At 56.9% G+C, this 25,685-nt stretch carries 27 protein-coding genes; 22 read left to right on the top strand and 5 right to left on the bottom strand.

Annotation, left to right across the window (positions count from 1 at the left end; translation table 11 throughout):
• The first annotated feature begins 28 nt into the window (after positions 1-28).
• The 4 genes from tsaE to tsaD are packed head-to-tail and all read left to right on the top strand — an operon-like array spanning position 29 to position 2,644.
• Positions 29-493 (top strand): tRNA (adenosine(37)-N6)-threonylcarbamoyltransferase complex ATPase subunit type 1 TsaE, encoded by a 465-nt coding sequence (gene tsaE, locus LKE88_RS06110; protein WP_105326062.1) that lies wholly within the window; start codon positions 29-31, stop codon positions 491-493.
• Positions 487-1,182, top strand: coding sequence for a tRNA (adenosine(37)-N6)-threonylcarbamoyltransferase complex dimerization subunit type 1 TsaB (tsaB, locus tag LKE88_RS06105; protein WP_105326061.1), 696 nt, complete (start codon positions 487-489; stop codon positions 1,180-1,182). Before tsaE ends, tsaB begins: the two co-directional genes overlap by 7 nt.
• The gene (gene rimI / locus LKE88_RS06100; RefSeq protein ID WP_105326060.1) at positions 1,155-1,613 is read left to right on the top strand and encodes a ribosomal protein S18-alanine N-acetyltransferase; all 459 of its coding nucleotides are present in this window, start codon (positions 1,155-1,157) and stop codon (positions 1,611-1,613) included. Before tsaB ends, rimI begins: the two co-directional genes overlap by 28 nt.
• A gap of 8 nt (positions 1,614-1,621) precedes the next feature.
• Positions 1,622-2,644, top strand: coding sequence for a tRNA (adenosine(37)-N6)-threonylcarbamoyltransferase complex transferase subunit TsaD (tsaD, locus tag LKE88_RS06095; protein WP_105326059.1), 1,023 nt, complete (start codon positions 1,622-1,624; stop codon positions 2,642-2,644).
• Between the two features lie 117 nt (positions 2,645-2,761).
• Here tsaD and LKE88_RS06090 read toward each other — a convergent pair whose 3' ends face one another.
• From LKE88_RS06090 to thiW, 3 genes are all read right to left on the bottom strand, one after another.
• The gene (locus tag LKE88_RS06090; RefSeq protein ID WP_105326058.1) at positions 2,762-5,038 is read right to left on the bottom strand and encodes an AAA family ATPase; all 2,277 of its coding nucleotides are present in this window, start codon (positions 5,036-5,038) and stop codon (positions 2,762-2,764) included.
• Positions 5,038-6,177: an exonuclease SbcCD subunit D gene (locus LKE88_RS06085; protein ID WP_276803055.1), complete on the bottom strand. Its 1,140-nt coding sequence runs from the start codon at positions 6,175-6,177 to the stop codon at positions 5,038-5,040. Before LKE88_RS06085 ends, LKE88_RS06090 begins: the two co-directional genes overlap by 1 nt.
• An 89-nt stretch (positions 6,178-6,266) precedes the next feature.
• Positions 6,267-6,764 (bottom strand): energy coupling factor transporter S component ThiW, encoded by a 498-nt coding sequence (gene thiW, locus LKE88_RS06080; RefSeq protein ID WP_105326056.1) that lies wholly within the window; start codon positions 6,762-6,764, stop codon positions 6,267-6,269.
• Between the two features lie 127 nt (positions 6,765-6,891).
• Between thiW and LKE88_RS06075 the strand changes: the two genes are divergently transcribed.
• From LKE88_RS06075 to LKE88_RS06030, 10 genes are all read left to right on the top strand, one after another.
• Positions 6,892-8,130 (top strand): M48 family metallopeptidase, encoded by a 1,239-nt coding sequence (locus LKE88_RS06075; RefSeq protein ID WP_231085931.1) that lies wholly within the window; start codon positions 6,892-6,894, stop codon positions 8,128-8,130.
• Positions 8,123-9,202 (top strand): FkbM family methyltransferase, encoded by a 1,080-nt coding sequence (locus tag LKE88_RS06070; RefSeq protein WP_105326054.1) that lies wholly within the window; start codon positions 8,123-8,125, stop codon positions 9,200-9,202. The genes LKE88_RS06075 and LKE88_RS06070 overlap by 8 nt, the downstream gene beginning before the upstream one ends.
• A gap of 103 nt (positions 9,203-9,305) precedes the next feature.
• Complete coding sequence (locus LKE88_RS06065; protein WP_200820199.1) at positions 9,306-10,295, top strand: ABC transporter substrate-binding protein; 990 nt, start codon at positions 9,306-9,308, stop codon at positions 10,293-10,295.
• Positions 10,296-10,330: 35 nt separating this feature from the next.
• Positions 10,331-11,329, top strand: coding sequence for an ABC transporter substrate-binding protein (locus LKE88_RS06060; RefSeq protein ID WP_105326052.1), 999 nt, complete (start codon positions 10,331-10,333; stop codon positions 11,327-11,329).
• 3 nt (positions 11,330-11,332) lie between these two features.
• Positions 11,333-12,217, top strand: coding sequence for an ABC transporter permease (locus tag LKE88_RS06055; protein ID WP_200820198.1), 885 nt, complete (start codon positions 11,333-11,335; stop codon positions 12,215-12,217).
• On the top strand, positions 12,217-13,011 hold the full coding sequence (locus LKE88_RS06050) for an ABC transporter ATP-binding protein (RefSeq protein ID WP_105326051.1): 795 nt from the start codon (positions 12,217-12,219) through the stop codon (positions 13,009-13,011). Before LKE88_RS06055 ends, LKE88_RS06050 begins: the two co-directional genes overlap by 1 nt.
• 190 nt (positions 13,012-13,201) lie before the next feature.
• Positions 13,202-14,047: a sugar phosphate isomerase/epimerase family protein gene (locus LKE88_RS06045; protein ID WP_105326050.1), complete on the top strand. Its 846-nt coding sequence runs from the start codon at positions 13,202-13,204 to the stop codon at positions 14,045-14,047.
• A 146-nt stretch (positions 14,048-14,193) separates the two neighbouring features.
• Positions 14,194-16,449 (top strand): DNA helicase PcrA, encoded by a 2,256-nt coding sequence (gene pcrA / locus LKE88_RS06040; RefSeq protein ID WP_105326049.1) that lies wholly within the window; start codon positions 14,194-14,196, stop codon positions 16,447-16,449.
• 33 nt (positions 16,450-16,482) lie between these two features.
• A complete protein-coding gene (gene ligA / locus LKE88_RS06035; protein WP_105326048.1) occupies positions 16,483-18,507 on the top strand; it encodes an NAD-dependent DNA ligase LigA in 2,025 nt (674 codons plus the stop codon).
• A 141-nt stretch (positions 18,508-18,648) separates the two neighbouring features.
• Entirely contained in the window at positions 18,649-19,038 is a 390-nt protein-coding gene (locus tag LKE88_RS06030) for a DMT family transporter (protein WP_105326047.1), read from the top strand.
• A gap of 107 nt (positions 19,039-19,145) precedes the next feature.
• Here LKE88_RS06030 and LKE88_RS06025 read toward each other — a convergent pair whose 3' ends face one another.
• The gene (locus LKE88_RS06025; protein ID WP_105326046.1) at positions 19,146-19,610 is read right to left on the bottom strand and encodes an Rrf2 family transcriptional regulator; all 465 of its coding nucleotides are present in this window, start codon (positions 19,608-19,610) and stop codon (positions 19,146-19,148) included.
• Positions 19,611-19,726: 116 nt separating this feature from the next.
• Between LKE88_RS06025 and LKE88_RS06020 the strand changes: the two genes are divergently transcribed.
• The 8 genes from LKE88_RS06020 (at position 19,727) to LKE88_RS05985 (ending at position 24,664) form a co-directional block, all read left to right on the top strand.
• The gene (locus tag LKE88_RS06020; RefSeq protein ID WP_105326045.1) at positions 19,727-20,701 is read left to right on the top strand and encodes an SIR2 family NAD-dependent protein deacylase; all 975 of its coding nucleotides are present in this window, start codon (positions 19,727-19,729) and stop codon (positions 20,699-20,701) included.
• A gap of 1 nt (position 20,702) precedes the next feature.
• On the top strand, positions 20,703-21,530 hold the full coding sequence (locus LKE88_RS06015) for an SIR2 family NAD-dependent protein deacylase (protein WP_200820197.1): 828 nt from the start codon (positions 20,703-20,705) through the stop codon (positions 21,528-21,530).
• Positions 21,531-21,627: 97 nt separating this feature from the next.
• Positions 21,628-22,065, top strand: coding sequence for a universal stress protein (locus tag LKE88_RS06010; RefSeq protein ID WP_105326044.1), 438 nt, complete (start codon positions 21,628-21,630; stop codon positions 22,063-22,065).
• A 22-nt stretch (positions 22,066-22,087) separates the two neighbouring features.
• The gene (locus tag LKE88_RS06005; RefSeq protein ID WP_105326043.1) at positions 22,088-22,525 is read left to right on the top strand and encodes a universal stress protein; all 438 of its coding nucleotides are present in this window, start codon (positions 22,088-22,090) and stop codon (positions 22,523-22,525) included.
• Positions 22,526-22,702: 177 nt separating this feature from the next.
• Positions 22,703-23,140 carry a universal stress protein gene (locus LKE88_RS06000; RefSeq protein WP_105326042.1) on the top strand — a complete coding sequence of 146 codons (438 nt, stop codon included), beginning with the start codon at positions 22,703-22,705 and terminating at the stop codon, positions 23,138-23,140.
• 30 nt (positions 23,141-23,170) lie between these two features.
• Positions 23,171-23,605: a universal stress protein gene (locus LKE88_RS05995; protein ID WP_118287007.1), complete on the top strand. Its 435-nt coding sequence runs from the start codon at positions 23,171-23,173 to the stop codon at positions 23,603-23,605.
• A 119-nt stretch (positions 23,606-23,724) separates the two neighbouring features.
• Positions 23,725-24,156 (top strand): universal stress protein, encoded by a 432-nt coding sequence (locus LKE88_RS05990; protein ID WP_276803049.1) that lies wholly within the window; start codon positions 23,725-23,727, stop codon positions 24,154-24,156.
• A 73-nt stretch (positions 24,157-24,229) separates the two neighbouring features.
• Positions 24,230-24,664: a universal stress protein gene (locus tag LKE88_RS05985; RefSeq protein WP_105326040.1), complete on the top strand. Its 435-nt coding sequence runs from the start codon at positions 24,230-24,232 to the stop codon at positions 24,662-24,664.
• Positions 24,665-24,731: 67 nt separating this feature from the next.
• On the opposite strand, the gene fliB is transcribed toward LKE88_RS05985, so the two are convergent.
• Complete coding sequence (gene fliB / locus LKE88_RS05980) at positions 24,732-25,613, bottom strand: flagellin lysine-N-methylase (RefSeq protein ID WP_105326039.1); 882 nt, start codon at positions 25,611-25,613, stop codon at positions 24,732-24,734.
• Positions 25,614-25,685 lie beyond the last annotated feature (72 nt).

The raw sequence follows: 25,685 nt of genomic DNA, 5'->3' as shown, positions 1-25,685 counted from the left end.
GCAGCCCGTGCTGAAGGAGGGAAAAATCATGGTAACCCTGTATTGCCCGGATGAGGCGGCAACCGCAGCCCTGGGCACCCATTTGGGCAGCCTGCTGACGGACGGTGACGTGGTACTCCTCAATGGAGACCTGGGAGCCGGCAAGACCTGTCTGGTGATTGCAGCCGCCAAAGCCCTGGGGGTGGATCCGGCCGAAGTGACCTCTCCCACTTTTTCCCTGATGAACATCTATAAGGGAAAGAACCTGTCCGTAAAACATTTCGATTTGTACCGGATCAACCGGGAGGAAGAATTGGAAGACATCGGCTTTTCCGAATACGCCGGTTACGATGGGGTGACCTTCATCGAATGGGCCGAGCTGTTCCCGGAAGAGATGCCCCCGGAAAATCTGGAAATCCAGCTGCTCCGGAAGGACAACGGACGGGAAGCCCGGCTGATTCCCCATGGGGAACATTACGAAGCTTTGGCAAGAAAGGTTGAAGAATTGTGCTGACATTAGGAATTGATACCTCCACCCGGGTCTGCTCCGTGGCGGTGGCAAAAGACGATAAAATTCTGGGAGCAGTGGACATCAACGTGGGGCTCACCCATTCGGAGGGTCTGGTACCCCAGCTGGAGCAGCTGCTCACCCTGGCCCAGGTGACCAAAGAGGAACTGGAGCTCATTGCCGTAAGCCGGGGTCCCGGTTCCTTTACGGGCCTGCGCATTGGCATGGCTACGGCGGAAGCCCTGGCCTACAGTTTGAACCTGCCCCTGGTGGCCGTTGATACCCTGCAGGTGATTGCCTATAATCTGCCGGTGGAAGGGGTCCTTCTGGCGCCGGTACTGGACGCCCAAAAGGGGAATGTGTACCTGGGGCGGTACCAGTGGCAGGAGGGTAAAATGGTGGAAGTGGAACCGGTGCAGATTGTGCCGGGCAAGGAAGTGGGTGCGCTTCTCAATGCCCAGGAACTGCCGGCCATTCTTATGGGAGAAACCCAGCGGGTTCCCCTTTTGGACAATTGCCCCTTTGTTTCCCTGGCCCCCAGCAGTGCCCGGCTGCCCAGAGGGTCCTCGGTGGCCATTCTGGGTGCAGCCCAGTACGTGCCCGGAGAACTCCACAGCTATTTTGGCATGGATCCCTTTTATATCCGGCGCTCGGAGGCGGAAGAATTATGGGAAAAACGACATCCCAAGGCGTAAGAGCCCTGACGGAACAGGACCTGGACTGGCTGCTGCCCGTGGACGCAGGCTCCTTTCCGGAAGCCTGGAGCCGGGAGACCTGGCTGGACGAGCTGAACGGCCGCCTGAGCCACTACCTGCTGCTCCTTGATGAAACAGGCAGCCCGGTGGCCTACGGAGGCTTTTGGCTGGTGGCCGGAGAGGCCCAGATTATGCGCCTGGCGGTGGACACGGGACGCCGGGGAGAGGGCTGGGGCAATGCCTTGGTAGGCGCAATGCTGGACCGGGCCCGGGAGCTCTTGGCCACGGAAGTAACCCTGGAAGTCCGGGAGCACAACCTGCCTGCCCGCAAGACCTATGCGCACTGGGGCTTTAGCGAAAACGGCCGGAGAGCCGGTTATTATACGGATAGTGGGGAAGACGCCATCTTGATGACGTGCACCCTGGCATAGAGGAGATTATGGAAGAAAAAGCGATTACCATTTTAGGCATAGAAAGCAGCTGCGACGAAACGGCTGCCTCCGTGGTCCAAAACGGACGCACGGTATTATCCAATGTGGTTTCCACCCAAATCCCCGTCCATCGGAAATTTGGCGGGGTGGTGCCGGAAATCGCATCCCGAAAACATATTGAACACGTAATGCCCGTGATTGATAAGGCCCTAAGCGACGCCCACCTGACCCTAAAGGACGTGGACGCCATTGCCGTCACCTACGGGCCGGGGCTGGTGGGAGCCCTTCTGGTAGGGCTTTCTGCCGCCAAGGGACTGGCCCTGGGCACCGGCAAGCCCCTCATCGGGGTGAACCATCTGGAAGGCCACGTTTTCGCCAACTTTTTGGCGGACCCGGACCTGAAGCCGCCCTTTTTGGCCCTGGTGGTCAGCGGTGGCCACACCTCCCTTTTGGTAGTGGAAGACGAAATGACTTTCCGGCTGCTGGGCCAAACCCGGGACGATGCGGCAGGGGAAGCCTTCGACAAAATTGCCCGGTTCATGGGGCTGCCCTATCCCGGCGGCCCGGAAATCGAGAAACTGGCCCAGGGCGGGGACCCTAAGGCCATTGATTTCCCCCGGCCTCTGCTGCCCAATACCTTTGACTTTAGCTTCAGCGGCCTGAAATCCGCTGTCATCAACCACATCCATAGCGAGGAGCAGCGGGGCAGCGACTGGAGCAAGGCCGACGTGGCCGCTTCCTTCCAGCAGGCCATTGTGGACGTATTGGTCCAAAAGAGCCAGCAGGCCCTCAAGAGCACCGGCCTCAAAAAGATTGTCCTGGCCGGCGGCGTATCCGCCAATAAGCACCTCCAGGAAGCCCTGGCAGCGGGTGCCAAGGCCGTGGGCGCCGAACTGGTGCATCCCACGCCCATTCTCTGCACGGACAACGCCGTCATGGTAGCCGTGCGCGGGTACTATCAGTACAAGCATCACGACTTTGCGGCTTTGAACCTGAATGCCGACCCTTCCCTGAAGCTGGGGGAGAAATAAACCTAAAAAAGCAAATGGAGCAGTACAAAAGTGCATGGCATTTTTGTACTGCTCCGTTTTTTATAAGAATTAAGCAAAAGCGTCCTGGAGTTATCCAGCCAGGGCGCTTTTCTGCGCCTAGCTCACGTGGAATTCTGTCCGGCTGCCCTGGCCCGTGGGAATGATTTCCAGCTGGGCGCTGATCCGTTCCTTCAGCTCTGCCACGTGGGAGATAATGCCCACCAGCCGGCCTCCCTTCTGGAGTTCCAACAGGGAGGTGATGGCCCCGTCCAGGGTTTCCGGGTCCAGGGAACCAAAGCCCTCGTCCACCAAAATGGTGTCCAGGTGCAGGCCCCCGGCGTAGGCTTCCAGCACATCGGACAGCCCCAGGGCCAGGGAAAGAGAGGTGAAGAAAATCTCGCCCCCGGACAGGGTGGTTACCGCCCGGGCCTGGCCGGTGAAGGCGTCCATAATTTCCAGCCCCAGCCCCTGTTCCTTCCGGGCGTCCACAATCTCCTGGCTCCGGTACAGGGTGTACCGGCCCTGGCTGATTTTGGACAGCCGCAGGTTGGCCGTTTCCAGCACATCGTCCAGCACTGCCTGAAGCACAAAGGAGGAGAAGGTCAGCTTCCGGGCGTTGTTGCCCCGGGCAGCCTGGGCCAGATGGCCGATGGGCCGGTAGGCCTCGTGAATCTTTTTCCCTTCCTCCCGGGTCTTTTCCAGGGCAGCCAGGGTTTGCCGCTCCCGCTTGAGACTGGCCTGAAGGGCGCCTGCCTGGGTGGCTGCGCTGTTCCAGGCCTGCCGGGCCTGGTGCACGGCTTCCTCCAGGGGCGGCAGCTCCGGCAGGGTCTTGCCCTCAAGCTGTTTTTCCAGACTTTCCCGTTCTCCTTCCAGCCGGGCCTTCTGCTCCCGGTACCGGTCCAGCTGGGCCTGCCAGTCCGCCTTGTGTTCCAGCTGGCTGTGGGCGGCCAAAAAGGCGTGCTGGTCGGCAAAGGAGGAGGCCTCCAGGGCGGCGCGGAACGCTTCCCGTTCTGCCTCGAACAGTTTTTCCGCCTCCTGGGCGTGCTGCTGGGAAGCCTTGCAGGAGCCTTCCGCCTGGTTTACCTGGGCCTGGGCCCGGTCCAGTTCCCGCTGGAGCCGGTCCAGCTCCTTCAGCCGGTTCTCCATGGCCTGGATTTTGGCTTTCAGGGCCTGCCGGTCCTTTTGGGTTTCGTTGGCCGGACTGGGGTGTTCCAGCGCCCCGCACACCGGGCAGGGCTTTCCGTCCACCAGCTGCTGGGCCAGCCGCACCGTTTCCCCGGAGACCACTGCCATCCGGGTCATTTCCTCCCGGCACTGGTTGGCCTGTTCCTGGAGAGCGTCCTTGTTGGTCTGGTTGGCCTTGGCAAGGCAGGCGGTCAGCTCTTTTTGGGCCGCCGTCCAGTTGGCCTGGGCTTGGTCCGCATTGTAGTCTGCCTTTTTCTTTTCCTGGGTGGCCTTCAGGGCATTTTCGTAGAAGGGGTGGAGCTTTTGGGCCTCATCTAACAGCACCAGTTTCTGCCGGAGCTCCGCAAGGGCCGGTTCCTGGGCCGTCAGCTGTTTTTGCTGCTGTTTGCATTGGTCCAGGCGTTTGAACAAATGGCTGGTCTGCTGGGCATTCTGGAAAGCCTCCTGGGCCTTTTGGTAGGCTTCCTGGGAACTTTTGCGCTGGGCTTCCAGAGCCTTTTCCTGGGCTTCCTCCTGGACCAGCTGCTCCTTTAGAGCCTCGGGACTTTCCGCCCCGGCTGCCTCCAAAAGCGCCTTGTAATGCTGGACGGCCTGCTGGTACTTCTGCTCCAGGGCCTTGGCCTTGGCATCCAGCCGGTCTTCAATCTGGCTGTACTGTTCGGTCTTGAACAGGGTTTCCAGAATCTTTTTCCGTTCCTTGGAATCTGCTACCAGAAAGCGGCGGAATTCCCCCTGGGGCAGCACCATCAGCTGGCGGAACTGCCGGGCCTGAAAGCCCAAAATGCCCTCAATGGCCTGGGTTACCGCATTGTTGGTCTTGCCCAGGATGTTCCGTTCCCCGTCCGGCCGGATTTCCACCAGCGACGCTCCTGCTGGCACCGTCCGGGTGCCTTCTCCCCGCTGCTTGGTCAGTTCCTGCTCCGGGGTACGGGTGACCTCGTACACCTTGTCCTGGTTGCTGAAGGTGAACAGCACCTCCGTCTTGTGGTCCGGGGTGGCGTAGTCGCTGCGCAGGGAGCGGTTGTCCCGCAGGTCCCCGCTGGGGGTGCCGTACAGGGCAAAGGTAATGGCGTCCAAAATCGTAGTCTTTCCGCTGCCGGTGGGACCGGTAATCAGGAAAAAGCGTTTGTCCCCCAATTTCGTAAAATCGATGACTTCCTTTTGGGCGTAGGGACCAAAAGCGGTCATTTCCAATTGCAATGGGCGCATCAGGCGTTCCTCCCTTCTGCTGCCAGTTCATTGAGCACCTGGTGCAGCAGCTCTTTTTCCTGGTCCGTCAGGTCGGTGCCCTCCGTTTCCCGGAAAAAGGCCCCAAACAGGTCCTCGGTGGTAAGCCCTTTCCGCTGCCGGGTTTCCTGGGCTTCTTCCCGGGGCTGGAGCCGTTCGTAGCCCAGCTGGAGAATGTTGGGGTACACCGTTTCCAGCCGGTGCTTGGCGTCCAAAATGGGTGCCTGATCCGTCAGCACCACCTGCAGGTAGTCCTGGGCCGCTTCCAACCGGGGATTTTCCAATAGGTCCTGGAATTCCCCCTTTAGCACCGCCAGCTCGTGGGGAGCCGTGAGATATACGGTTTCCACCTCCACCGCGCCGTCTTCCTTCAGATCCACAATTTGCAGGCCTTTTTTCTGGGAAGCTTCCGCAAAGGAATATTTCAGCAGGGAGCCGGAGTACCGGACGTTGTAGCTGTTAGCCTGGGCTGCGTGGAGATGGCCCAGGGCCGTGTAGGCAAAGTCCTTGAAGCAGTCAATGGACACCGTGGTGGCGCCGCCGGCTGCCAGGGGCCGCTCGCTGTCCGGGGTGGTCTGGGCTCCCGTGAGAAACACGTGGGCGAGGGCCACTTTCCGGGCACCCGCAGGAATCTGCGCCAGCATCTGGGCCACCTGCCATTTCAGCGCCTCATCATGGGTATGCTGCTTTTCCCCGCTGAGCTCCGTGGCCGTCAGAGGTTCGCAGTAGGGCAGGGGACAGATATACACGTCCCCAAAGGCGTCCTGGAGCACCAGGGGTTTGGCGTCCCGGGTAACCTGGCCGTACACGTACAGCCCGGAAGACGCAAAAAGAGCCTGACCGAAGTTCAGCCGGTCAGGGTTATCGTGGTTGCCGGAAATCAGCACCACAGGAATTTTTAATTGCAGGACCATTTGCTGCAGGGTTTCGTCCAGCAAATTGACGGCCTCCGTGGGAGGCACGGACCGGTCGTAAATGTCGCCGGCAATGAGAATCAGGTCCACACGGTACTCCCGGGCGGCGGCCATGACCTGCTCTAGGGCCAGGGCCTGGTCGTCCAGAAGATGCAGTCCGTGAAAAATCCGTCCCAAATGCCAGTCCGAAGTGTGTAAAATACGCATGGCAGGGAATCCTTTCTACTTTCTGGTAAAGGTATGGGTGTGCTATAGGAGAGGAGAAATTGCTGGAAAGCAGGCTGGGGTGCAGGGGCTTAGTGGCTTTGGGCCAGTCGGTTCTTTACCGGGTTCAGCACGCCGCTCTTGAGCAGCAGGCCGGCAATGATGCTGCCGCCGGTGGTGCTGATCAGGAAGGGCGGAATAAAGAAGAACGCCAGGGTGGCTTTGCCCAATAGGTAGGTGGCTACCAGGTAGGCCACGTAGCCGCCCAGAATGCCGGTACCGAAGATTTCTCCAGCCATGGCGGCGGGAATGGTGTGGAAGCGCTTGTACACCAGCGCTGCGCAGATGGCGCCAATCATGCTGCCGGGGAAGGCCAGGGGAGAACCCAGACCTGCCAGGTTCCGCAGCAGGGCAATGAGAAAGCTGATGGCGGCCGCATAGGACGGGCCCAAAAGCACGGCGCACAGCACGTTGATGCAGTGCTGCATGGGGAAGCATTTGGAAATCCCCACCGGGATATACAGCAGGTTGGCGGTCAGGGTACCAATGGCCACCAGAAGCGCCGAAAGGGTTAAACGGTAAGTCTGCATGATTTCAGAATTCCTCCTTGCAATACAGTTGATACCTTATACTATAGCACGATACGGGCCGTTAGAAAATGAATTATCCCGGGAAATAGTGTATAATGACTCCATAGTCTGTTTTTAGACCTGCGAGGTGATTTTATTGAAGAAACTTTTTTATATGCTGTGTTTTTTCTGCCTGTTCTGTCTGCTGCCCCTGCCCAAGGCCCAGGCAGCCATGATCAGCGAAAAGCAGGAAATTGAAATGGGCCAGAAGGTGGCCCAGCAGCAGGAGGCCCAGTATGGGCTGTACCAGAACGACGAGGTCCAGGCCCGGGTGGACCGCATTGGCCAGAGCCTGGTAAAGTACAGCGACCGGAAGAATCTGACCTATACCTTTAAGGTATTAAATACCCAGGACGTCAACGCCCTGTCCTGCCCTGGGGGCTTTATCTACGTGTACAAGGGCCTTTTGGATTTTATGACCAGCGATGATGAGCTGGCTGCGGTGATTGGCCACGAAATTGGCCACGTGGAAAAGCGCCATACGGTCCACCAGCTGGAAAAGCAGATGGCCCTGTCCTTCCTGTCCATTTTGGCCGGGGCTGCCGCCGGGGATCCGGGGGCGGGCATTGCCCTGGCCACCACGGCTTCCCAGGCCCTGATGGCCGGCTACAGCCGGGCGGACGAGCGGGAAGCGGACCAGGAAGGTTTTCGGATGTGCAACGAGGCCGGCTATAATCCCTACGGCATTTACGTAACCATGGCCAAGCTGGACGATATGTCCAAGGAAATGGGGAATCCGGGCTACGGCCTGTTCTCCTCCCACCCGGAACCGGAAGTCCGGATGGCCAAAGCCCTCCAGTGGGTAAAACCTCTGCACATTGGGGCTGCGGTAACGGTTAATGCCGAGGGCTCTGCCACCGTCAGCCAAAACGGCTGGTCCTATACCATTACAGAAACTGCCGGCTACGACAAGCCGGCCTACCGGGTCTATCTGATGGCCGGAGCCCTGTACCTGTCCCAGAAGCGGGGCCTTGATGAGTCCCATTTTCTCACCATGGACGGGGACAACTGGTCCGATGTGTATTATGAAGATATCCGCATCCTCCGGGTGTATCCCCAGGATAACCAGCAGGATGGCCGGCCTGGGGAACTGGCCCGGCAGATTGCCGGAAAGCTCCAGGACTGGGCCCGGGCGGTAAAGGGTACTGCCCCTGCTGGGGCTGCTGCTTCTGCCGCAGCTGACCAGACCCCGGCCGCAGGCCAAAGCGTGACCCGGACGGCTGCCCCTGCACCCAGCCAAACCACTACGAAAAAATCTGCTGCCAGCCTGATGCCCCGGGCCTTTGCCCCGGCCCTGGCAGCCGGAAAGGAACTCCAGCATGCTTGACGTACTCGAATCGATTGCCCAGGAGCCCCTGTTGTGGGCCCATTTAACCCAAACCACCAAACCCATCGTCCTCTATGGCATGGGCAACGGCGCAGACCAGATCCTGGACCTGTGCCAGGAACTTTCCATTCCCGTGGCCGGCATTTTTGCCAGCGACGAATTTGTCCGGGGCCAGGAGTTCCGGGGCTTTACCGTAAAAAAATATGCGGAAATCCAAAAAGAATTGGGAGATTTTATTATTCTCATCGCTTTTGCCAGCGAGCGCCCGGAGATTCTGGAGCGGTTTTTCCACCTGGCCCAGCTCCACGAAACCTATGCGCCCCATCTGCCTCTCTTGGACGAGGTTCAGCTAGTGGACGAGCAGTGGATCCACCTGTACCATCGGGAGCTTGCCGCCGTCTACGAAAACCTGGCCGACGACCTGAGCCGGCAGGTGTTTCAGGACATTCTCCGCTACAAGCTGACCGGCAGCCTGAAATATTTGCAAAATGTTACCCAGCGCCGGGAGGACCTGACCACCCTGCTGCCCCTGGGGCCTGAGGAAAGCTACCTGGACCTGGGCGCCTACAACGGGGATACTCTCACCGAATTCCTGGAACTGACCAACCACCACTACCAGCATATCTACGCCGTGGAACCGGATCCCAAGAATTTCCGCAAGCTCCGGCACTATGTGGAAGAAGAGCAGCTGCGGAACTGCTCCCTGTTCCAAAAGGGCATCTGGCGCAGGGAAGGGGAACATTCCTTCCAGGCCAAGGGGGGCCGTATGTCCGCCCTGGTGTCCTACGGTACGGACGAAGTGCCCCTGACCACCATTGACGCCATCAGTGACGGCAAGCCCATTACCTACATCAAAATGGACGTGGAAGGGGCCGAAAAGGAAGCCCTGGAGGGCGGCGCTGAGACCATCGCCCGCTGCCAGTTCAAGCTGCTTCTGGCAGGCTACCACTACGAAATGGACCTGTTTGCCCTGCCGCTGAAGCTGTGGGAACTGGTGCCGGAGTACAAAATCTACCTGCGCCGCCACCCCTATGTGCCCTGCTGGGAAATCAACTTTTTTGTGACAAAATAATTTGACATTTTTTTGCCCTTGTAAGGTAAATATGCTAGAATGATAAGAAAATCAGATTGCGTACACTCCAGACAAACGGACGCAGGAAAGAAGGATGGTAGAGATGCAGTACTGGAAAAAGGGACTCCTGGCCCTTCTGGTGTTGGCCCTAGGGGTCACCGCCGGGTGCGGGGAGCAGAGTTCCGGCAGTAAGGAAAAGAAAGAAGCCAAAGTAGGAATTGTACAGCTGGTGGAACATTCCGCCCTGGACGCAGCCAATAAGGGCTTTGTGGACGGACTGGCAGCCGGCGGGTACAAAGAAGGAGAAAATCTGAAGCTGGATAAGCAGAACGCCCAGGCGGACCAATCCAACCTCCAGACCATTGCCCAGCGGTTTGTGAACGGCCATATGGACCTGATTTGCGCCATCGCCACACCCGCCGCCCAAACCGTGGCCAACGCCACCCGGGACATTCCCATTGTGGGCACCGCCATTACCGATTACAAGTCGGCCAAACTGGTGAAGAACCCGGAAAAGCCTGGTACCAATGTGACCGGCACCACCGATATGAACCCCATCGACAAGCAGCTGGACCTGCTGCTGCGCCTGGTACCCCAGACCAAAACCATTGGCGTTATCTATAACTCCAGTGAAATCAACTCCCAGCTCCAGGCAGAAGAACTGAAACGCCTGGCCGCCGCCAAGAACCTTAACGTGCGGGAAGCCACTATTACTACCGTCAACGATATCCAGCAGGCCGCCCAAAGCCTGGTGGGCAATGTAGACGCCATCTACGTGCCCACGGATAACGTCATTGCCTCCGCCATGCCCGTCCTGGCCAAAATCACCAACCCGGCCAAGATTCCCGTCATCTGCGGGGAAGGGGAAGTGGTGAAGCATGGAGCCCTGGCCACCATCGGCATTGATTACTACAAGCTGGGCTACCAGACCGGACTCATGGCCGCCAAAATCCTGAAAGGCGAGGCCAAGCCCCAGACCATGCCCATCGAAAAGCAGCAGGACATGAAGGTCACTGTCAACGAAACCGAAGCCAAAATTCTGGGAATTACCTTCCCGGAAGACTTGCTGAAAAATGCAGAAATCGTAAAATAAGCTTCACAGCAGTTGTTTGACAAAGGAGGGTTATTATGAACACACGCGGAAAACTCTGGATTGCAGCCCTTTTGGCAGCCCTGGCCATTGGTGCGGCCGGCTGCGGCGGCAGCGATACTGCCTCCAAAAATCAGAAGGACAAGGTCTATAACGTAGGCATCCTCCAGCTGGTGGAACACCCCGCCCTGGACGCCGCCAATAAAGGGTTTGTGGACGGCCTGGCCGCCAAAGGCTTTGCGGAAGGCAAGAACGTGAAGTTCGACCGCCAGAACGCCCAAGGGGACCAATCCAACCTTCAGACCATTGCCCAGCGCTTTGTGGCCAACAAAGATGATCTGGTCTGTGCCATTGCCACCCCGGCTGCCCAGACCATGGCCAATGCCACCAAGACCATTCCCATTGTGGGCACCGCCATTACCGACTATAAAGCCGCCAAGCTGGTGCAGGACCCCAGCAAACCCGGCACCAACGTAACCGGCACCACCGACATGAACCCGGTGGAAGCCCAGATTGACCTGTTGGTACAGATTATGCCCAAAGCCAAGACCCTGGGCTTTATCTACAGCTCCAGTGAAGTCAATTCCCAGATTCAGGTGGACCTGGCCAAAAAGGCTGCTGCCGCCAGAGGGCTGAAGACCGTGGAAGCCACCGTTTCCAACGTCAATGACATTCAGCAGGCCGCCCAAAGCCTGGTGGGAAAAGTGGACGCCATTTACGTGCCTACGGACAACGTGCTGGCCTCCGCCATGGCCAACCTGGTGAAAATCACCGACGAAGCCAAGATTCCCGTATTCTGCGGGGAAGGCGGCATGACCAAGGCCGGCGGCGTAGCCACCCTGGGCATTGACTACTACAAACTGGGTTACCAGACCGGGGAAATGGCTGCGGCCATTCTCAAAGGGGAATCCAAACCGGAAAATATGGCCATCCAGAGCCAGCAGACCTTTACGGTGCTGATCAACGATGCCCAAGTGAAAAAATTAGGACTGACCATTCCTGATGCCATCAAAAAGGAAGCCGAAGGAGCTAAATAATCCATGATTGATATCTTATTGCCAACGATTGCCCAGGGCCTGTTGTGGTCCCTTTTAGCCCTGGGTGTCTATATTACCTTCCGGGTACTGGACGTGGCCGACATGACCGTGGAAGGGTCCTTTCCCCTGGGGGCGGCAGTTGCCGTTACCCTGATGGTGAAGGGCACGAACCCCATTTTGGCCATCTTTGCCGCTGCCTTAGCCGGCGGCCTGGCCGGCCTGATCACCGGCTTTCTGCACACCAAACTGAAGATTCCGGCGCTCTTGGCCGGGATTCTCACCATGATTGCCCTGTACTCCGTGAACCTGAGGGTTATGGGCAAGGCCAACGTTTCCCTTTTGGGACAGGACACTGCTTTTTCCGTGGTCCAGGACCTTTTGGGCAGCTCGTATTCCAACGCCATTCTCATTATGGGCTTTATCATCTGCCTGTTCTTCTCCGTGCTGATCTACTGGTTCTTTGGAACGGAAATCGGTGCTGCCATCCGGGCTACCGGCTTCAATCCCCAGATGATCCGGGCCCAGGGCGTGGACACCGACCTGATGCTGAACCTGGGCCTGCTTCTCAGTAACGCCCTGGTAGCTGTAGCCGGCTCCCTGGTAGCCCAAAGCAACGGGTTTGCCGACGTGGGCATGGGGGTGGGCACCATCGTTATCGGCCTGGCCTCCGTGATTATCGGCGAAGTCCTCTTTGGGACCCGGAGCTTCAAGAACTCCCTGATTTCCGTTATCCTGGGCTCCATTGTGTACCGGCTGGTTATCGCCCTTGTGCTCCAGCTGGGCATGCCCCCCAACGACCTGAAGCTGTTTACGGCAGTGTTGGTAGCCCTGGCACTCTCCCTGCCCATGTTCAAGGGTAAACTGCTGGGAAGAAAGGTGGGCCAATAATGCTTGATATCAAACACTTATCCAAGACATTTTTCCCGGGCACGGTCAACGAAAAACGGGCCCTGTACGATGTGAACCTCCATATGGAACCCGGTGACTTTATCACCATCATCGGGGGCAACGGGGCCGGCAAATCCACGCTGCTGAACTCCATTGCCGGCGTCTTCCCGGTGGATACCGGAGAAATCCTCATTGACGGCGTGGACGTTACCAAGACCCCGGAACACAAACGGGCCCGCTATATCGGCCGGGTGTTCCAGGACCCCATGATGGGTACTGCCGCCGGTATGATGATTGAAGAAAACCTGGCCATTGCCTCCAGACGGGGCAAGACCCCTGGCCTTGCCTGGGCCCTGAAGGACTCCGACCGGGAACGCTTCAGAACCCTGCTGAAGGAACTGGACCTGGGGCTGGAAAACCGGCTGACCAGCCGGGTGGGCCTGCTTTCCGGCGGCCAGCGCCAGGCCCTGACCCTGCTTATGGCAGCCATGAACAAGCCCCGGATTCTGCTCCTGGACGAGCACACCGCAGCCCTGGACCCCAAAACCGCAGAAAAAGTGCTCCAGCTCACCGACAAGGTGATTGCTCGGGACCACCTGACCTCCCTGATGATTACCCACAACATGAAGGATGCCCTGCGGTTTGGCAACCGCCTGATCATGATGAACGCCGGCCACATTGTGGTGGATATCGGCGCTGAAGAAAAATCCAAGCTGACCATTCCGGACCTGCTGGCCCTGTTTGAAAAGGCCGCCGGCACCGAACTGGATAATGACCGGATGATGTTGGGTTAACCCAAGCAAATACTGCACCGTTTCTCAAGGGAGAAGCCGTGCAGTATTTTTTTGCAAACAGTCCGGGAAAACAGCGTATAATAAATGGCGTAGGGAAGAAAAGAGACCTATAAAATTGTAAATACCGTTACAGTTAGAAATAGAAAGCAAAACCTGCTGCCTGCAGCACGGTGCAAAGGAGGAATTTGCCATGTCGAAAACCTGTCCGATTACCATCAGCTCCTGGACTCTGGGAGACAAATGCAGCTTTCAGGAACGGGTCAGCGCCGCCAAAGCCGCTGGCTACGAAGGGCTTGGCCTGCGGGCCGAAACCTACGCCGACGCCCTGGCCGAGGGGCTCCAGGACCAGGACCTGCTGACCATCCTGGACCAATACGATATGCGGGTCACTGAGGTGGAATACATTACCCAGTGGGCCGATGAAAATCGCTCCTACGAGCAGAAATACAAGGAACAGGTATGTTTCCATATGTGCGACCTGTTTGGCGTTCAGCACATCAATTGCGGCCTGCTGGAGACCTATCCCCTGGACCATACCGCCCAGAAACTGAAAGAACTCTGCCGTCGGGCCGGCAAGCGCCTTATTGCCCTGGAGCCCATGCCCTACAGCGGGGTGCCCACGCTGGCGGCTGCCTGGGAAATTGTCCAGGCCAGCGGCTGCAGCAACGCCGGTCTGCTGCTGGATCTGTGGCATTGGGTCAGGGCCCAGCAGCCCCTGGACGGCAGGCTGCTGGAGGAGATTCCGGCAGACCGTATTGTCTCCCTGCAAATTGACGACGTGCTGCCCCGGCCCTATGCCTCTAGCGTCCTCCGGGACGAATCCATGCACGACCGGCTGGCCCCCGGCACCGGCTGCGGCCGGACCGCGGACTTTGTGCAAATGTTTCGGGCGAAGGGCGTTCAGCCTGCGGTGCTGGGGGTGGAGGTCATCAGCGATGCCCTTTTGCAGGAAGGGGTTCCTGCCGCCGCCCAGTACACCTATGCCTGCACCCGGAAGGTACTGGAACAAGCCTGGCCCCAGCTGCTGGAGAAATAGGTCCGCAGCTGCCTAAAGGCACCAGAAACCTACGAAAATACACTTTTTGGCCAAAATCAGGGCCGCCCCGGAAGGGCCGGCTTTATGGTAAATTGCCTGCAAATCTGATAGAATAAAATGGACTATCTAGAAGAATCGAGGAAATTATGACAGAGCTTTTAGCATCCCTTAACGAACAACAAGCCAAGGCCGTAGAGCAAACCAACGGCCCCATTTTGATACTCGCCGGTGCAGGCAGCGGCAAAACCAAAGTACTTACCACGAAAATTGCCTATTTGCTGGAAAAAGGCGTCAAACCCTACAGCATCCTGGCCATTACCTTTACCAACAAGGCCGCCAAGGAAATGCGGCAGCGGGTGGATGCCCTGGTGGGACCAGCCGCCAAGGACGTGTGGCTGTACACCTTCCACGGCTTCTGCAACCAGCTGCTGCGCCGGGACATCCAGCACCTGCCCGGAGGCAGCTATACCTCGGACTTTTCCATCTATGACACCACGGACTGCAAGAACGTGCTGAAGGAAGTCCTGAAGGCCATGAACCTGGACGAAAAGTTCTACCCCCTGCCGGCGGTGCTTTCGGCCATTTCCAACGCCAAAAACGCCCATATGGGACCGGACCAGGTGGAACGCACTGCCCAGGATTACCACCAGAAAAAGCTGGCAGAAATCTACCGGCTGTATATGCAGCGCATGAAGCAGAGCAACGCTGTGGATTTTGACGACCTGCTGCTGCTGGCCGTGGACCTGCTCCAGAACAACCCGGAAGTCCGCCAGAAATACCAGCAGAAATTCCATTATGTGCTGATCGACGAATATCAGGACACCAACCATGTCCAGTACCTGTTGGCCAAACTCCTCAGTGCCCCGGAAAACAACCTGTGCGCCGTGGGGGATATTGACCAGAGCATCTACGGCTGGCGGGGTGCGGATATCGCCAACATCCTGGACTTTGAAAAGGATTATCCCAAGGCCCAGGTGTATAAATTGGAACAGAACTACCGTTCCACCCAGGTGATTTTGGACGCAGCCAACGGGGTCATCAAAAACAACTCCGCCCGGCGGCCCAAGAACCTGTGGACGGCCAACGGCAACGGCAGCCCCATTGCCTACTACGAAGCCCGGGACGACCGGGAAGAAGCCCAGTTTGTGGTGGGCCAGATCCAGCGGCTCCAAAAAGAAGGGGTCAAGCTGGGGAATATGGCCATTTTGTACCGGACCAACGTACAGTCCCGGATGTTCGAAGAAAATCTGATCCACGTGGGGATTCCCTACGTGATGGTAGGGAGCTTAAAGTTCTACGACCGGAAAGAGGTCAAGGATACCCTGGCCTACCTGCGCCTTTTGGGCAACCGCCGGGACCTTCAGGCCCTGGCCCGGGTCATCAACGAACCCAAACGGGGCATTGGGGCCGCTAGCGTGACCAAGCTTCAGGGGCTTTTGACCGCCTCTGGAATGCCCCTGCCGGACCTGCTGAAGATTCCGGAGGTCCAGACCACCCTGGGCCGTTCCTGCGGGAAAATCCAGGCCTTCAGTGACATGATGGACGACCTGGCCACCATCCGGGACCAGGTGCCCCTGAAAGAACTGATTACCCAGCTGCTGGAAAAAAGCGGCTATCTGGAAGCCCTCCGGAAGGAAAATTCCGACCAGGCCAAGAGCCGGCTGGAAAACCTCAGCGAATTTGTCCGGATTGCCGACGAATTTACCAAGGACGGGGACGAAGAAGAAAACAAGACCCTGGAAGACTTCCTGAACCATGTGGCCCTGGTGTCGGACATTGACGATGCCAAGCTGACCCAGGATTCTGTGACCCTGATGACCCTTCATGCGGCCAAGGGCCTGGAATTTCCCGTGGTGTTCATTGGCGGTATGGAAGACGGCCTGTTCCCCAGCCAGCGGTCCTTGGAAGACGAGGACAAGCTGGAAGAAGAACGGCGGCTGTGTTATGTGGGCATCACCCGGGCCAAAAAGCAGCTGTTCCTTTCCAGCTGCCGGAGCCGGATGGTGTACGGCCGGATTGTCATGTACCCGCCCTCCCGGTTCCTCCAGGAGATTCCCCGGAACCTTTTGGAGAACGTCAAGGCGCGGCCGCAGGCCTACTTCCCCCATACCTACCACAGCAGCAGTCCTGCTGCCCCCGGCACCAGTTCGGGCCTCAGGGGCATTGCCCGGCACCGGACCGGCAGCGTGCTCCAGACCCCGGCAGGTCACGGCGGCTTTGTACCGGAAGGCGGGGCCGTACCCACCTTTGCTCCCGGGGACAAGGCCCGGCATAAGAAGTTTGGCACCGGCACCGTGATTTCAGCCGTTCCCGATGCAGGCGGCCAGGTGGTCAAGGTGGCGTTTCCTGGGGCTGGGGTAAAGACCCTGGCTACCAAATATCGAATCCTGGAAAAAATCTAGGCTGGTTACAACCAAAGAAAAGAGGGTAACTCCATGAGCGAGTTGACAAAAGAACAGGCTGCAGCCAAAGTGCTGGCCCTGCGGCAGGAGCTGCAGAAAAATTCTTATCTATATTATGTGCAGGACATGCCCACCATTACGGACGCAGAGTACGACGGTATGATGCGCCAGCTCCGGGAACTGGAAGCCCAGTATCCGGAACTGGTGACCCCGGATTCTCCCACCCAGAAGGTAGGGGGACGGGTGAAAACCGGTTTTACGGAAGTAAAGCACATTACGCCCCTGCTGAGCCTGGCCAACGCCTTTTCCTCGGAAGAAATGGAGGAGTTTGACCGGAGGGTCCACGAAGGCCTGCCCAAGGACGCAGTGGTGGAATACGTGGTGGAGCCCAAGATTGACGGCCTGGCCTGCAGCATCATCTACGAAAACGGTCGGTTTGTCCGGGCTGCTACCCGGGGTGATGGGGTCACCGGCGAAAACGTGACGGAAAACGTCCGGACCATTGAGAACGTGCCCAAACAGCTAAAACCCATTCCCGGCAAGGAAATCCCGGAACTCCTGGACGTTCGGGGCGAAGTGTATATGCCCCGCCATGCCTTCCTGGTGCTTAACGAGGAGCGGCTGGAAAACGGGGAACGGGAATTTGCCAATCCCCGGAACGCCGCCGCCGGTTCCCTGCGCCAGCTGGACCCCAAGGTAACTGCCAAACGGTCCCTGGCCTTCTTTGCCTACGGCGTAGGCACCGGCGCCCTGCCCACCCACAATGAATCCATGGATATGCTCCAGCAGTACGGCTTTACCACCACGGAAGGCCGCACCAAGGTGGATACCATCCAACAGGCCAACGAGCTGATCAAGGCCCACGGCGCCAGACGGGCCAGCCTGGGCTACGACACCGACGGGGTGGTGGTAAAGGTCAACGCCGTGTGGCAGCAGAATATCCTGGGCGCCACCGGCAAGGACCCCCGCTGGGCCATGGCCTACAAGTTCCCGCCGGAACAGGCGGAAACCACCCTCCGGGATATCGTCATCCAGGTAGGCCGCACCGGCGTGCTGACCCCTACGGCGGTACTGGATCCGGTACGGCTGTCCGGCAGCACCATCAGCCGGGCCACCCTGCATAACGAAGATTTCATCAAAGAAAAAGATATCCGCATCGGCGACCGGGTAATCATCAACAAAGCCGCAGAAATTATTCCGGAAGTGCTGAAAGTGGTAACGGAAAAACGCACCGGGGAGGAAAAGGAATTTGTCATGCCTGCCACCTGCCCGGAATGCGGCTGGCCCACCAAGCGGGAAAACGACGAGGCCGCCGTGCGCTGCACCAATCCCCATTGCCCGGCGCTGAGACGGGAAGGGCTGATCCACTTTACCAGCCGGGACGCCATGGATATTGACGGCTGCGGCCCCTCCGTGCTGAATCAGCTCCAGGCAGCAGGCCTGGTGAAGGACCCCAGTGACCTGTACCTGCTTACCGCAGAGCAGCTGGTGGAACTGGACCGGATGGGGCAGAAATCCGCCGACAACCTGGTTCAGGCCATTGCTGCCAGCAAGGAGCAGAGCCTGGATAAGCTGCTGTTTGCCCTGGGTATCCGCCATGTAGGCGCCAAAGTAGCCCGGACCCTGGCCCTCCATTACAAGACCCTGGACGCCCTGAAGGCAGCCCGGCAGGAAGACCTGTCCGCCATTCCCGACGTAGGCCCCAAGATTGCCGAAAGCGTGGTTACCTATTTTGGGGACCCGGCCAATTTGGACCTGTTGGAACGGCTGAAGGAACTGGGACTCAATATGACCATGACCTCCGGCCCTGCTGCCAACGAAAACCATCCCTTCTACGGGAAAACCATGGTCTTTACCGGCACCCTTCCCACCCTGGACCGGGCCACCGCCCAGACCATGGCCCAGGACGTGGGCGCCAAGGTAACCAGCTCCGTCAGCAAAAAGACGGACTTTGTGGTAGCCGGCGCCGACCCTGGCAGCAAATATACCAAGGCCCAGACCCTGGGCGTACGGATTTTGGACGAAGCAGAGTTCCTGTCCCTGCTCCGCAGTGAGTAAGGGCGCCGCCCTGGCCAAGAAAAACAAAAATGACTTGGGAGCGCCTTTCCGTTCCCAAGCCATTCCTTTTTGCCGAAAAACCGGGCAGCCCCGGTCACCTATGCTATAATAGACATTGTATTCTAAACAACGAGGTGCGTAATGGAATTCTTTATCTTTATCCTGATTCTTTCCCTGATTTCCTTTTCCGTAGCCTTTCTGGCCTACGGCTTCTGCCTGCGCTTTTTCGGTGCCCAGGGCACCAGAGCCAAGGTGGCCCAGATTATTATTACGCCTGTAGCAGTGGTGCTGTGGGATTTCCTGGTGATTACCCGGAACGATATTTCCCGGGCCATTTTGGGAGCGCTCCCGGTGATTGCCGTCATCTGCCTGGTGGTGTACTCCAAGCTGAACAACAGCGATGAACCGGAACCCCTGGAACTGGCTCCCAGAAAGACCAGCGTGAAATCCATGCGGGCCGCAGAGAAACGGCGGCAGAGAGCCCAGCGGCAGGAAGCTGCCCACCGGGGCAAAACGGAAGAACACAAATAAGAAACGAATAGAAAAATGCAGTCCTCAGGCAAGCTTGCCCAAGAGACTGTATTTTTTGTTTTTGTAATTACGCAGTAGGCCGCACGAGCCTTCTAACCGCACGCGTATTAAACTCCTTTGGCTTCCTCAGGGGGCAGGGGATGCTGGGCCTGCTCCAGCTTTTCCTGGTACCGGTTCAGGATATCCTGTAGGGTAATGGCCGCCATTTCCCCTTCCGCCTTTTCCTGGACCCGGTCAAAATAATCCTGGAGGGCGTTCTGCACATGGACCCCTACGCCGCAATCCGGGTTGGTATGGGTATCCAGGTGGAGCAGGGGCTTGTGGCCCTCCACCGCCCGGTAGACGTGGAGCAGGGTAATCTCCTCCGGCGCCTTGGCCAGTTCCGGCCGGGGATGCCCCGTTACGCTGCGCAGGAGTCCCGCCTGGCGCAGGGTGGACATCAGCTGCCGTACATAGCTGGGGTTGGTTTTTACGCTTTGGGCAATCCGGTCGCTGGTGAGAATCATATCCGGATTCAAATATATAAAACAAAGAATGTGGACAGCATCGCTGACCTTGGTAGAATATTTCATGTTTGCTCCTCCTTGCTGACGAAAATATTATAACAGCATATTGACATTCCTTCAAGTCGGTGTTACACTAATTTTGCTGATAAAAATAAATAGACAGCAAAAAGAAGGAGAACACAATGAGCTTTTATGAAGATTTGGTCATGAGAACCCAGATGAATTATAACCGGTATTATGGTGTATACGCTTCCGGCGGTACCCCCTACGCCTTGAGCGAAAATAAGCCCCTTACTCCGGAAGCCGGGGCTCAGCGCCTGGTGGAAGAAATCCAGAAGGCTGATATTGTTATCGTAGGCGGCGCTTCCGGCCTGTCCGCTGCCGGTGGCGGAGATTTCTACTATGGTGATTCCCCATCCTTCCAGGAGCACTTTGGCAAGTTTGCCAAAAAGTACGGCTTTACCGGTGCCTTTAACGGCATGATGGTTCGGTACCCCACCCGGGAAGAATTCTGGGGCTATTTGGCCACCTTCCTGTACACCACCCAGCACGCCCCTGTGCGTCAGCCCTACAAGGATCTGGACGTGCTGATCCGGGATAAGGAATTTTTTGTAGTGACCACCAACCAGGATACCCAGTTCATCAAACTGTATCCCGAAAGCAAGGTAGCCGAAATCCAGGGGGACCATCGGTTCTTCCAGTGTGCCCAGCCCTGCTGTGACGATACCTGGGATTCCTTAAAGCCCGTGGCAGAAATGGTGAAGGCCATGGGGGACGACACCAAGATTCCCAAAGAAATGATTCCCCGCTGTCCCCACTGCGGCGGCGAAGCCTTCCCCTGGGTCCGGGGCTACGGCAACTATCTCCAGGGTAAAAAATACCAGGAAGAATACGCAAAGATTTCCCAATACGTCCAGGACCATTACAACGACAAGGTGCTGTTTTTGGAACTGGGAGTAGGCCGCATGACCCCCATGTTCATCCAGAAGCCCTTTTGGAACCTGACCCTGTCCATGCCCCAGGCCCGGTACGTAGGCATCAACGACAAATACGCCTTCCTGCCCAAGGAATTGGAAGAACGGGGCGTAGTCATCCAAGGGGACCTGGGGAAAATCCTCACCCTGGCCGCCCAAGACAAACAGGAAGAAGGGAAATAAGATGACAGAATTCCAAGCAGCAGCAAGCAAACTCCGGGAAGCGGACGCCGTTCTCATCGGCGCCAGCAACGGCCTTTCCATTACCGAGGGCCTGCACCTTTTTGCGGCAAATCAGGCCTTTCGGGACCTGTGCGGGGACTTTCAGGACAAATACGGCGTCAGCTGCCTGCTCCAGGGCATGGGCGCCCAGTGGCCGGAAGAAGAAGTGAAATGGGCCTACTGGAGCCGGCTGGTCCAGCACTATTGCCGGGAGTATAAAAAAACGCCGGTGATGGAAACCCTCCAGGCCCTGGTAGGGCAGAAGGACTATTTCATTGTCACCTCCAACGGGGAATGCCATTTTGAAAAAAGCGGCTTTGACCCCAAACGGATCTTTGAAGTAGAAGGAACCTGGCTGGAACTTCAGTGTGCCCGGGCCTGTCACAATACCCTGTATCCCTGGGAAGACCTGGCAGGAAAAATGGCCGCTGCCGAAACAGACGGACGGATTCCCACAGAACTGGTGCCCCATTGTCCCCACTGCGGCGGTCCCATGGAAGTACACCTGGCCATGGACAGCAGTTTCCTGCCCAACACCCAGGGAGAAGAAGCCCTGAAGCAATTTCTCCAAAACTGGATCGGCAAGAAGAAGGTCATTTTGGAACTGGGCATCGGACCCCGGAACCAGCTGATCAAGGCACCCCTGATGCAGCTGGCGGCTTTGGACCCCTCCATTACGTATATCACCATCAACAAGGGTCAGCTGTACATTCCCCAGGAACTTGCCAGCCAGGCCTATGGTTTTGACGGCCTGTTGGAGCCCGTTTTGCAGGAACTGTTACAAGCTTGACAGAAAAATAAATACAAGTTTAGCAGGAAATTCACCCCCTGATAGAGAATAATACTTATAAAGCAAAGTAGGACAACTCTATTTGGGGGTGAGATTTATGTTGAACAAAATTTTGGTGCCGGTGGATGGTTCTGAAACCGCTTGGCGGGCTTTGGCGGAGGCCAAGGATTTGGCCGTAAAGTTCGGCGCTTCCCTGGTGGTGGTGAACGTGGTGCAGATGTACAGCAGTATGTCCATTCCGGTAGTGCCGCTGGATCAGGAAACCTTCCGGGACGGCAACAAGGCCCTGCGGGAAATTGGAGAAAAAATACTGGCAGATGCCAAAGAAAAACTCACCGGCTTTATTGGGCCGGTGGAATATGTACAAGAAGTGGGCCATCCGTCCCGCCGGATTTTGGCCGTCTGCGAAGACAAACAGTGTGATGCGATTGTCATCGGCTGCCGGGGTCTTAGCGGCATTGAAGAATTTTTCCTGGGCAGCGTCAGCAGCAAGGTCCTGGAATATTCCAAGGTCCCTGTGCTGGTTGTGAAATGATGAGGGAGAAGGAGGCAGTCCTATGTTTACGAAAATTTGTGTGCCGGTAGATGGCTCTGAAGGTGCCTGGAAGGCTTTGGCCGCCGCCAAAACCCTGGGGGAAAAATACGGCAGTGAACTGCTGGTGTTGACCATTTCCGGTCCCTACAGCTCCCTGATTATGATGCAGGTTGCCGTCAATGAACAGACCATTACCCGGACGAAGGAAGAACTGAAGAAAGCCAGGGATACCATTCTGGGCCAAGCGGAAGAGCGGCTTGCCGGCTATTCCGGCAACGTGGAATATGTGGAGACCATGGGGAACCCTGCCCAGACCATTATGAAACGGGCGGAAGAAGCTGGCTGTGATGCCATTGTCATGGGCAGCCGGGGTCTCAGCGGCGTAGAAGAATTCCTGTTGGGCAGCGTCAGTGAAAAAGTGGCCCAGTACGCCAAAGTCCCCGTATTCATCATCAAATAGACCGGCCTAGCCGGCAGTTCCCTGGAGGAATTTCCTTCGGGGAACTTTTTCATAGTTGTTAAGAATTAAATTGCTTTTTCAGGTAAATATGAAACTTTTCAGCAGGAATTTTCCTGTTTACGGTGAATAAGTGTAATAGGAAAAGAAAATGCCATAGGAATTTTGGAGGTGGGTTTTATGTTCGAGAAAATTTTGGTCCCTGTAGATGGTTCTGAAACCTCTTGGCGGGCTCTGGAAGAAGCCAAAACTTTGGCTACGGCCTTTAATGGTGAATTGGTAGTTGTCAACGTGATTCAGCCCTACAACAATTCGGCAATGCTGATTGTTCCCCTGGATCAGGCTACCATCAGCCAAGGCAACGCTGAGCTGACCAAACTGGGGAACAGCGTTCTGCAAACGGCAGAACAAAAACTGGCAGACTTCAAGGGCAAAAAGGAATTGACCCTGGAAGTGGGCCATCCGTCCGAACGGATTCTGGCGGTCTGCAAGGATAAGAAATGCACGGCTATCGTTATCGGCAGCCGGGGCCTGAGCGGCATTGCCGAGTTCTTCCTGGGCAGCGTCAGCAGCAAGGTATCCCAGTATGCAGATGTACCGGTTCTGATTGTAAAATAAAACAGCAGAACCCTGAAGGAGGGTGAGTGTATGATTAACAAAATTATGGTTCCCGTTGATGGTTCCCAGATTGCCCTGCGGGCTCTGACCTTTGCCATTGATATTGCCAAGAAATTCAACTCTGAGATTATCGTTTTGAATATCGATATTCCCTATGACCTGAGCAGAATTAAACCCCCTCGTAAAGATAAAGACGGCCATGTGATTGTGGACGAATTCAAGGAACCTACTCCTTTGGAAAGTGCCCAGACAGAGGCTGCCAAAGAAAAATATGAAAAGATTTCCTTTAGAAGATTGGTGGACATTGACCCGGCAGAACGAATCTGTGCAGAAGCAGAACGGGAAGATGTGGACCTGATTGTCATGGGCAACCGTGGCATGGGTGTGCTGGCCGGGTTCTTCCTGGGCAGCGTCAGCACCAAGGTGTCCCAGAGCGCCCAGTGCCCTGTTACCATCGTGAAATAGTGCGAAAAAGGGCCTGGGTGGACGCTATGTACACCTGGGCCCATTCCAGTTAGGGCGCAGGCCCGGAGCTGGAAGGTTTCAGGAGGGGCCTGGAACCGCATTGAGGGGAGGAAAAGACTATGCTGCAAAATATTTTGGTGCCCATTGACGGCTCCGAGAATGCTTGGAAAGCCTTGGAGGCGGCCCGGGGGCTGGCAGAAAAATACCAGGGCGATTTGGTGGTATTGACGGTTCCTTATGGGAAATCCGGCATGATGCTGCTGTCCATGGACCAGGAGGTCATCAAAAATGACCGGAAAGAACTGGCCCTGATCGGCAACGCCATTTTGGAAGAAGCCCAAAAACGGCTGAAGGATTTCGCCGGCAATGTGAGCTACAAGCTGAAGGCAGGCAATCCGGCCCAGACCATTCTGGACCAGGCCGAGGCAGAAAAGTGCGATACCATTGTCATCGGCAGCCGGGGGATCAGCGGCATTAAGGAATTCTTCCTGGGCAGTGTCAGCTCCAAGGTGGCCGAATACGCCAAAATCCCTGTTTTCATTATCAAATAAAACGGCAAGCCCGCACCCAGGGTGCAGGCAGTGAGTTTCCGTAAGGGAGCTCCCAGTTTTGGAGGTGAGTCCAATGTTCGAGAAAATTTTGGTTCCCGTGGACGGTTCTGAAACCGCCTGGCGTGCTTTGGATACAGCCCGAGCAATTGCTGACAAATGCCATGGCAGCTTGGTGGTCATCCACGTGGTACAGCCGTTCAACAATTCCATCATGGGAGTTGGGCTGGACCAGCTGGTGATGAAAGAGAGCAATGAGGAGCTGGGCAAAGTAGGGACCAGCGTGCTTCAATTGGCCAGAGAGAAGTTGGAAGACTTTACCGGTGAGAAGGAATTTCTCAAAGAAGCCGGGTATCCCTACGAAGAGATCCTGAACGCAGTGGAGGACAAGAACTGTACCGCCATTGTCATCGGCAGCCGGGGCCTCAGCGGCATCAAGGAATTCTTTATGGGCAGCGTAAGCTCCAAAGTTTCCCAGTATGGCAAAGTGCCCGTACTGATCGTGAAATAAAATTGCATAAGAAAAAGGCTTGTGAGCCCCTGGTGGGTTCACAAGCCTTTTCAATTTAAGCTAAAATTTATTCCGCCTCCAGAATCTCCCGGAACAGCAGCGGAACGTTGTCCGTATCGTATTCTATCTGTTCGGACCAGACCCGGGCCTGTTCCAGCGGGTCCCCGTGGAGGGCCGCTTCCAGGAAGATATAGCCCGTACTTTGTTCTGCGTATTCGGCACCGGCATCAAAGCCATAGTCCGCCGCCCGATCCAGCTGCCGGTACAGAATGAACTGGTACAGCTTCTGGAACAGGTCGTCCGGGTAATCCTTGGCGTAGGCTGCCGCTGCGGCGCTGACTTCGTCCAGATGTTCCCGGAGCCAGAGCATTTCCTGGGTCCAGGCCTCGTCAATGGGTTCCGTAGGCAGCAGGTTGTCGATGATTCTGGCGCACTCTTCCCGGCTGGTCCGGGGCACAAAGCGCAGCAGTTCCGGAGGCACTTCCTCCCAGCCGGCTTTTGCCACCAGCTCCGGGAAGGTCAGCACTTCGTCAGAATCCTCCACCGCAAAGCGCAGAGGATTGGGCTGCTCCGCCAGCAGTTCACAGCTTTTTTCGCAGCACAGACCGGTGCCGCACAGCACATAGTCGTCCAGTTCCGTAAAGAAGCGGGGATGGACGGCACAAATGTCGCTGAGGCATTCGTCCCCCAGCTCCTTGATGACCCGGCACAGGCCATCCTGATCCAGCAGCGGGCAGAAGCCCTTTTCGTTCAAGCGGATATGCGTGACCCCGTCCTCACCGGTTTCCAGGCTGGCCCGCAGGTCGTCCCCCAGGGGGCCGGGCTGGCTGCGGTACAGGTCAGCCGTATCTTCATCGATATCAATTTCCCAGGTTTGACAGCAGGTGTGGCGGCAGCTGCCCGCCTTGCAGTGAAAATCATTGAAACCTTCTGGAATAATGGAAATCATAATTTCTCCTTATAACAATCCTTATAAAATAGAGAAGCTAGGAGCTATTATACTCCTTTTTAGCTAGGAAAG

Source organism: Acidaminococcus hominis (assembly GCF_022484025.1).
GTDB classification, from domain to species: Bacteria; Bacillota; Negativicutes; order Acidaminococcales; family Acidaminococcaceae; genus Acidaminococcus; species Acidaminococcus hominis.
Note: the sequence above shows the minus strand (reverse complement) of the source record. Positions and strands in the feature narration are given on the sequence as shown.

Coding starts and splice junctions, on each gene's coding strand:
- ligA (WP_105326048.1), top strand. CDS start 16,483: ATGAGCGAGTTGACAAAAGAACAGGCTGCAGCCAAAGTGCTGGCCCTG.
- LKE88_RS06070 (WP_105326054.1), top strand. CDS start 8,123: ATGCTTGACGTACTCGAATCGATTGCCCAGGAGCCCCTGTTGTGGGCC.
- LKE88_RS06050 (WP_105326051.1), top strand. CDS start 12,217: ATGCTTGATATCAAACACTTATCCAAGACATTTTTCCCGGGCACGGTC.
- pcrA (WP_105326049.1), top strand. CDS start 14,194: ATGACAGAGCTTTTAGCATCCCTTAACGAACAACAAGCCAAGGCCGTA.
- LKE88_RS06010 (WP_105326044.1), top strand. CDS start 21,628: ATGTTGAACAAAATTTTGGTGCCGGTGGATGGTTCTGAAACCGCTTGG.
- tsaE (WP_105326062.1), top strand. CDS start 29: ATGGTAACCCTGTATTGCCCGGATGAGGCGGCAACCGCAGCCCTGGGC.
- LKE88_RS06020 (WP_105326045.1), top strand. CDS start 19,727: ATGAGCTTTTATGAAGATTTGGTCATGAGAACCCAGATGAATTATAAC.
- LKE88_RS06055 (WP_200820198.1), top strand. CDS start 11,333: ATGATTGATATCTTATTGCCAACGATTGCCCAGGGCCTGTTGTGGTCC.
- LKE88_RS06045 (WP_105326050.1), top strand. CDS start 13,202: ATGTCGAAAACCTGTCCGATTACCATCAGCTCCTGGACTCTGGGAGAC.
- LKE88_RS06005 (WP_105326043.1), top strand. CDS start 22,088: ATGTTTACGAAAATTTGTGTGCCGGTAGATGGCTCTGAAGGTGCCTGG.
- LKE88_RS05990 (WP_276803049.1), top strand. CDS start 23,725: ATGCTGCAAAATATTTTGGTGCCCATTGACGGCTCCGAGAATGCTTGG.
- tsaD (WP_105326059.1), top strand. CDS start 1,622: ATGGAAGAAAAAGCGATTACCATTTTAGGCATAGAAAGCAGCTGCGAC.
- rimI (WP_105326060.1), top strand. CDS start 1,155: ATGGGAAAAACGACATCCCAAGGCGTAAGAGCCCTGACGGAACAGGAC.
- LKE88_RS06060 (WP_105326052.1), top strand. CDS start 10,331: ATGAACACACGCGGAAAACTCTGGATTGCAGCCCTTTTGGCAGCCCTG.
- LKE88_RS06025 (WP_105326046.1), bottom strand. CDS start 19,610: ATGAAATATTCTACCAAGGTCAGCGATGCTGTCCACATTCTTTGTTTT.
- fliB (WP_105326039.1), bottom strand. CDS start 25,613: ATGATTTCCATTATTCCAGAAGGTTTCAATGATTTTCACTGCAAGGCG.
- LKE88_RS05985 (WP_105326040.1), top strand. CDS start 24,230: ATGTTCGAGAAAATTTTGGTTCCCGTGGACGGTTCTGAAACCGCCTGG.
- LKE88_RS06030 (WP_105326047.1), top strand. CDS start 18,649: ATGGAATTCTTTATCTTTATCCTGATTCTTTCCCTGATTTCCTTTTCC.
- LKE88_RS06015 (WP_200820197.1), top strand. CDS start 20,703: ATGACAGAATTCCAAGCAGCAGCAAGCAAACTCCGGGAAGCGGACGCC.
- thiW (WP_105326056.1), bottom strand. CDS start 6,764: ATGCAGACTTACCGTTTAACCCTTTCGGCGCTTCTGGTGGCCATTGGT.
- LKE88_RS06065 (WP_200820199.1), top strand. CDS start 9,306: ATGCAGTACTGGAAAAAGGGACTCCTGGCCCTTCTGGTGTTGGCCCTA.
- LKE88_RS06085 (WP_276803055.1), bottom strand. CDS start 6,177: ATGCGTATTTTACACACTTCGGACTGGCATTTGGGACGGATTTTTCAC.
- LKE88_RS06090 (WP_105326058.1), bottom strand. CDS start 5,038: ATGCGCCCATTGCAATTGGAAATGACCGCTTTTGGTCCCTACGCCCAA.
- LKE88_RS06000 (WP_105326042.1), top strand. CDS start 22,703: ATGTTCGAGAAAATTTTGGTCCCTGTAGATGGTTCTGAAACCTCTTGG.
- LKE88_RS05995 (WP_118287007.1), top strand. CDS start 23,171: ATGATTAACAAAATTATGGTTCCCGTTGATGGTTCCCAGATTGCCCTG.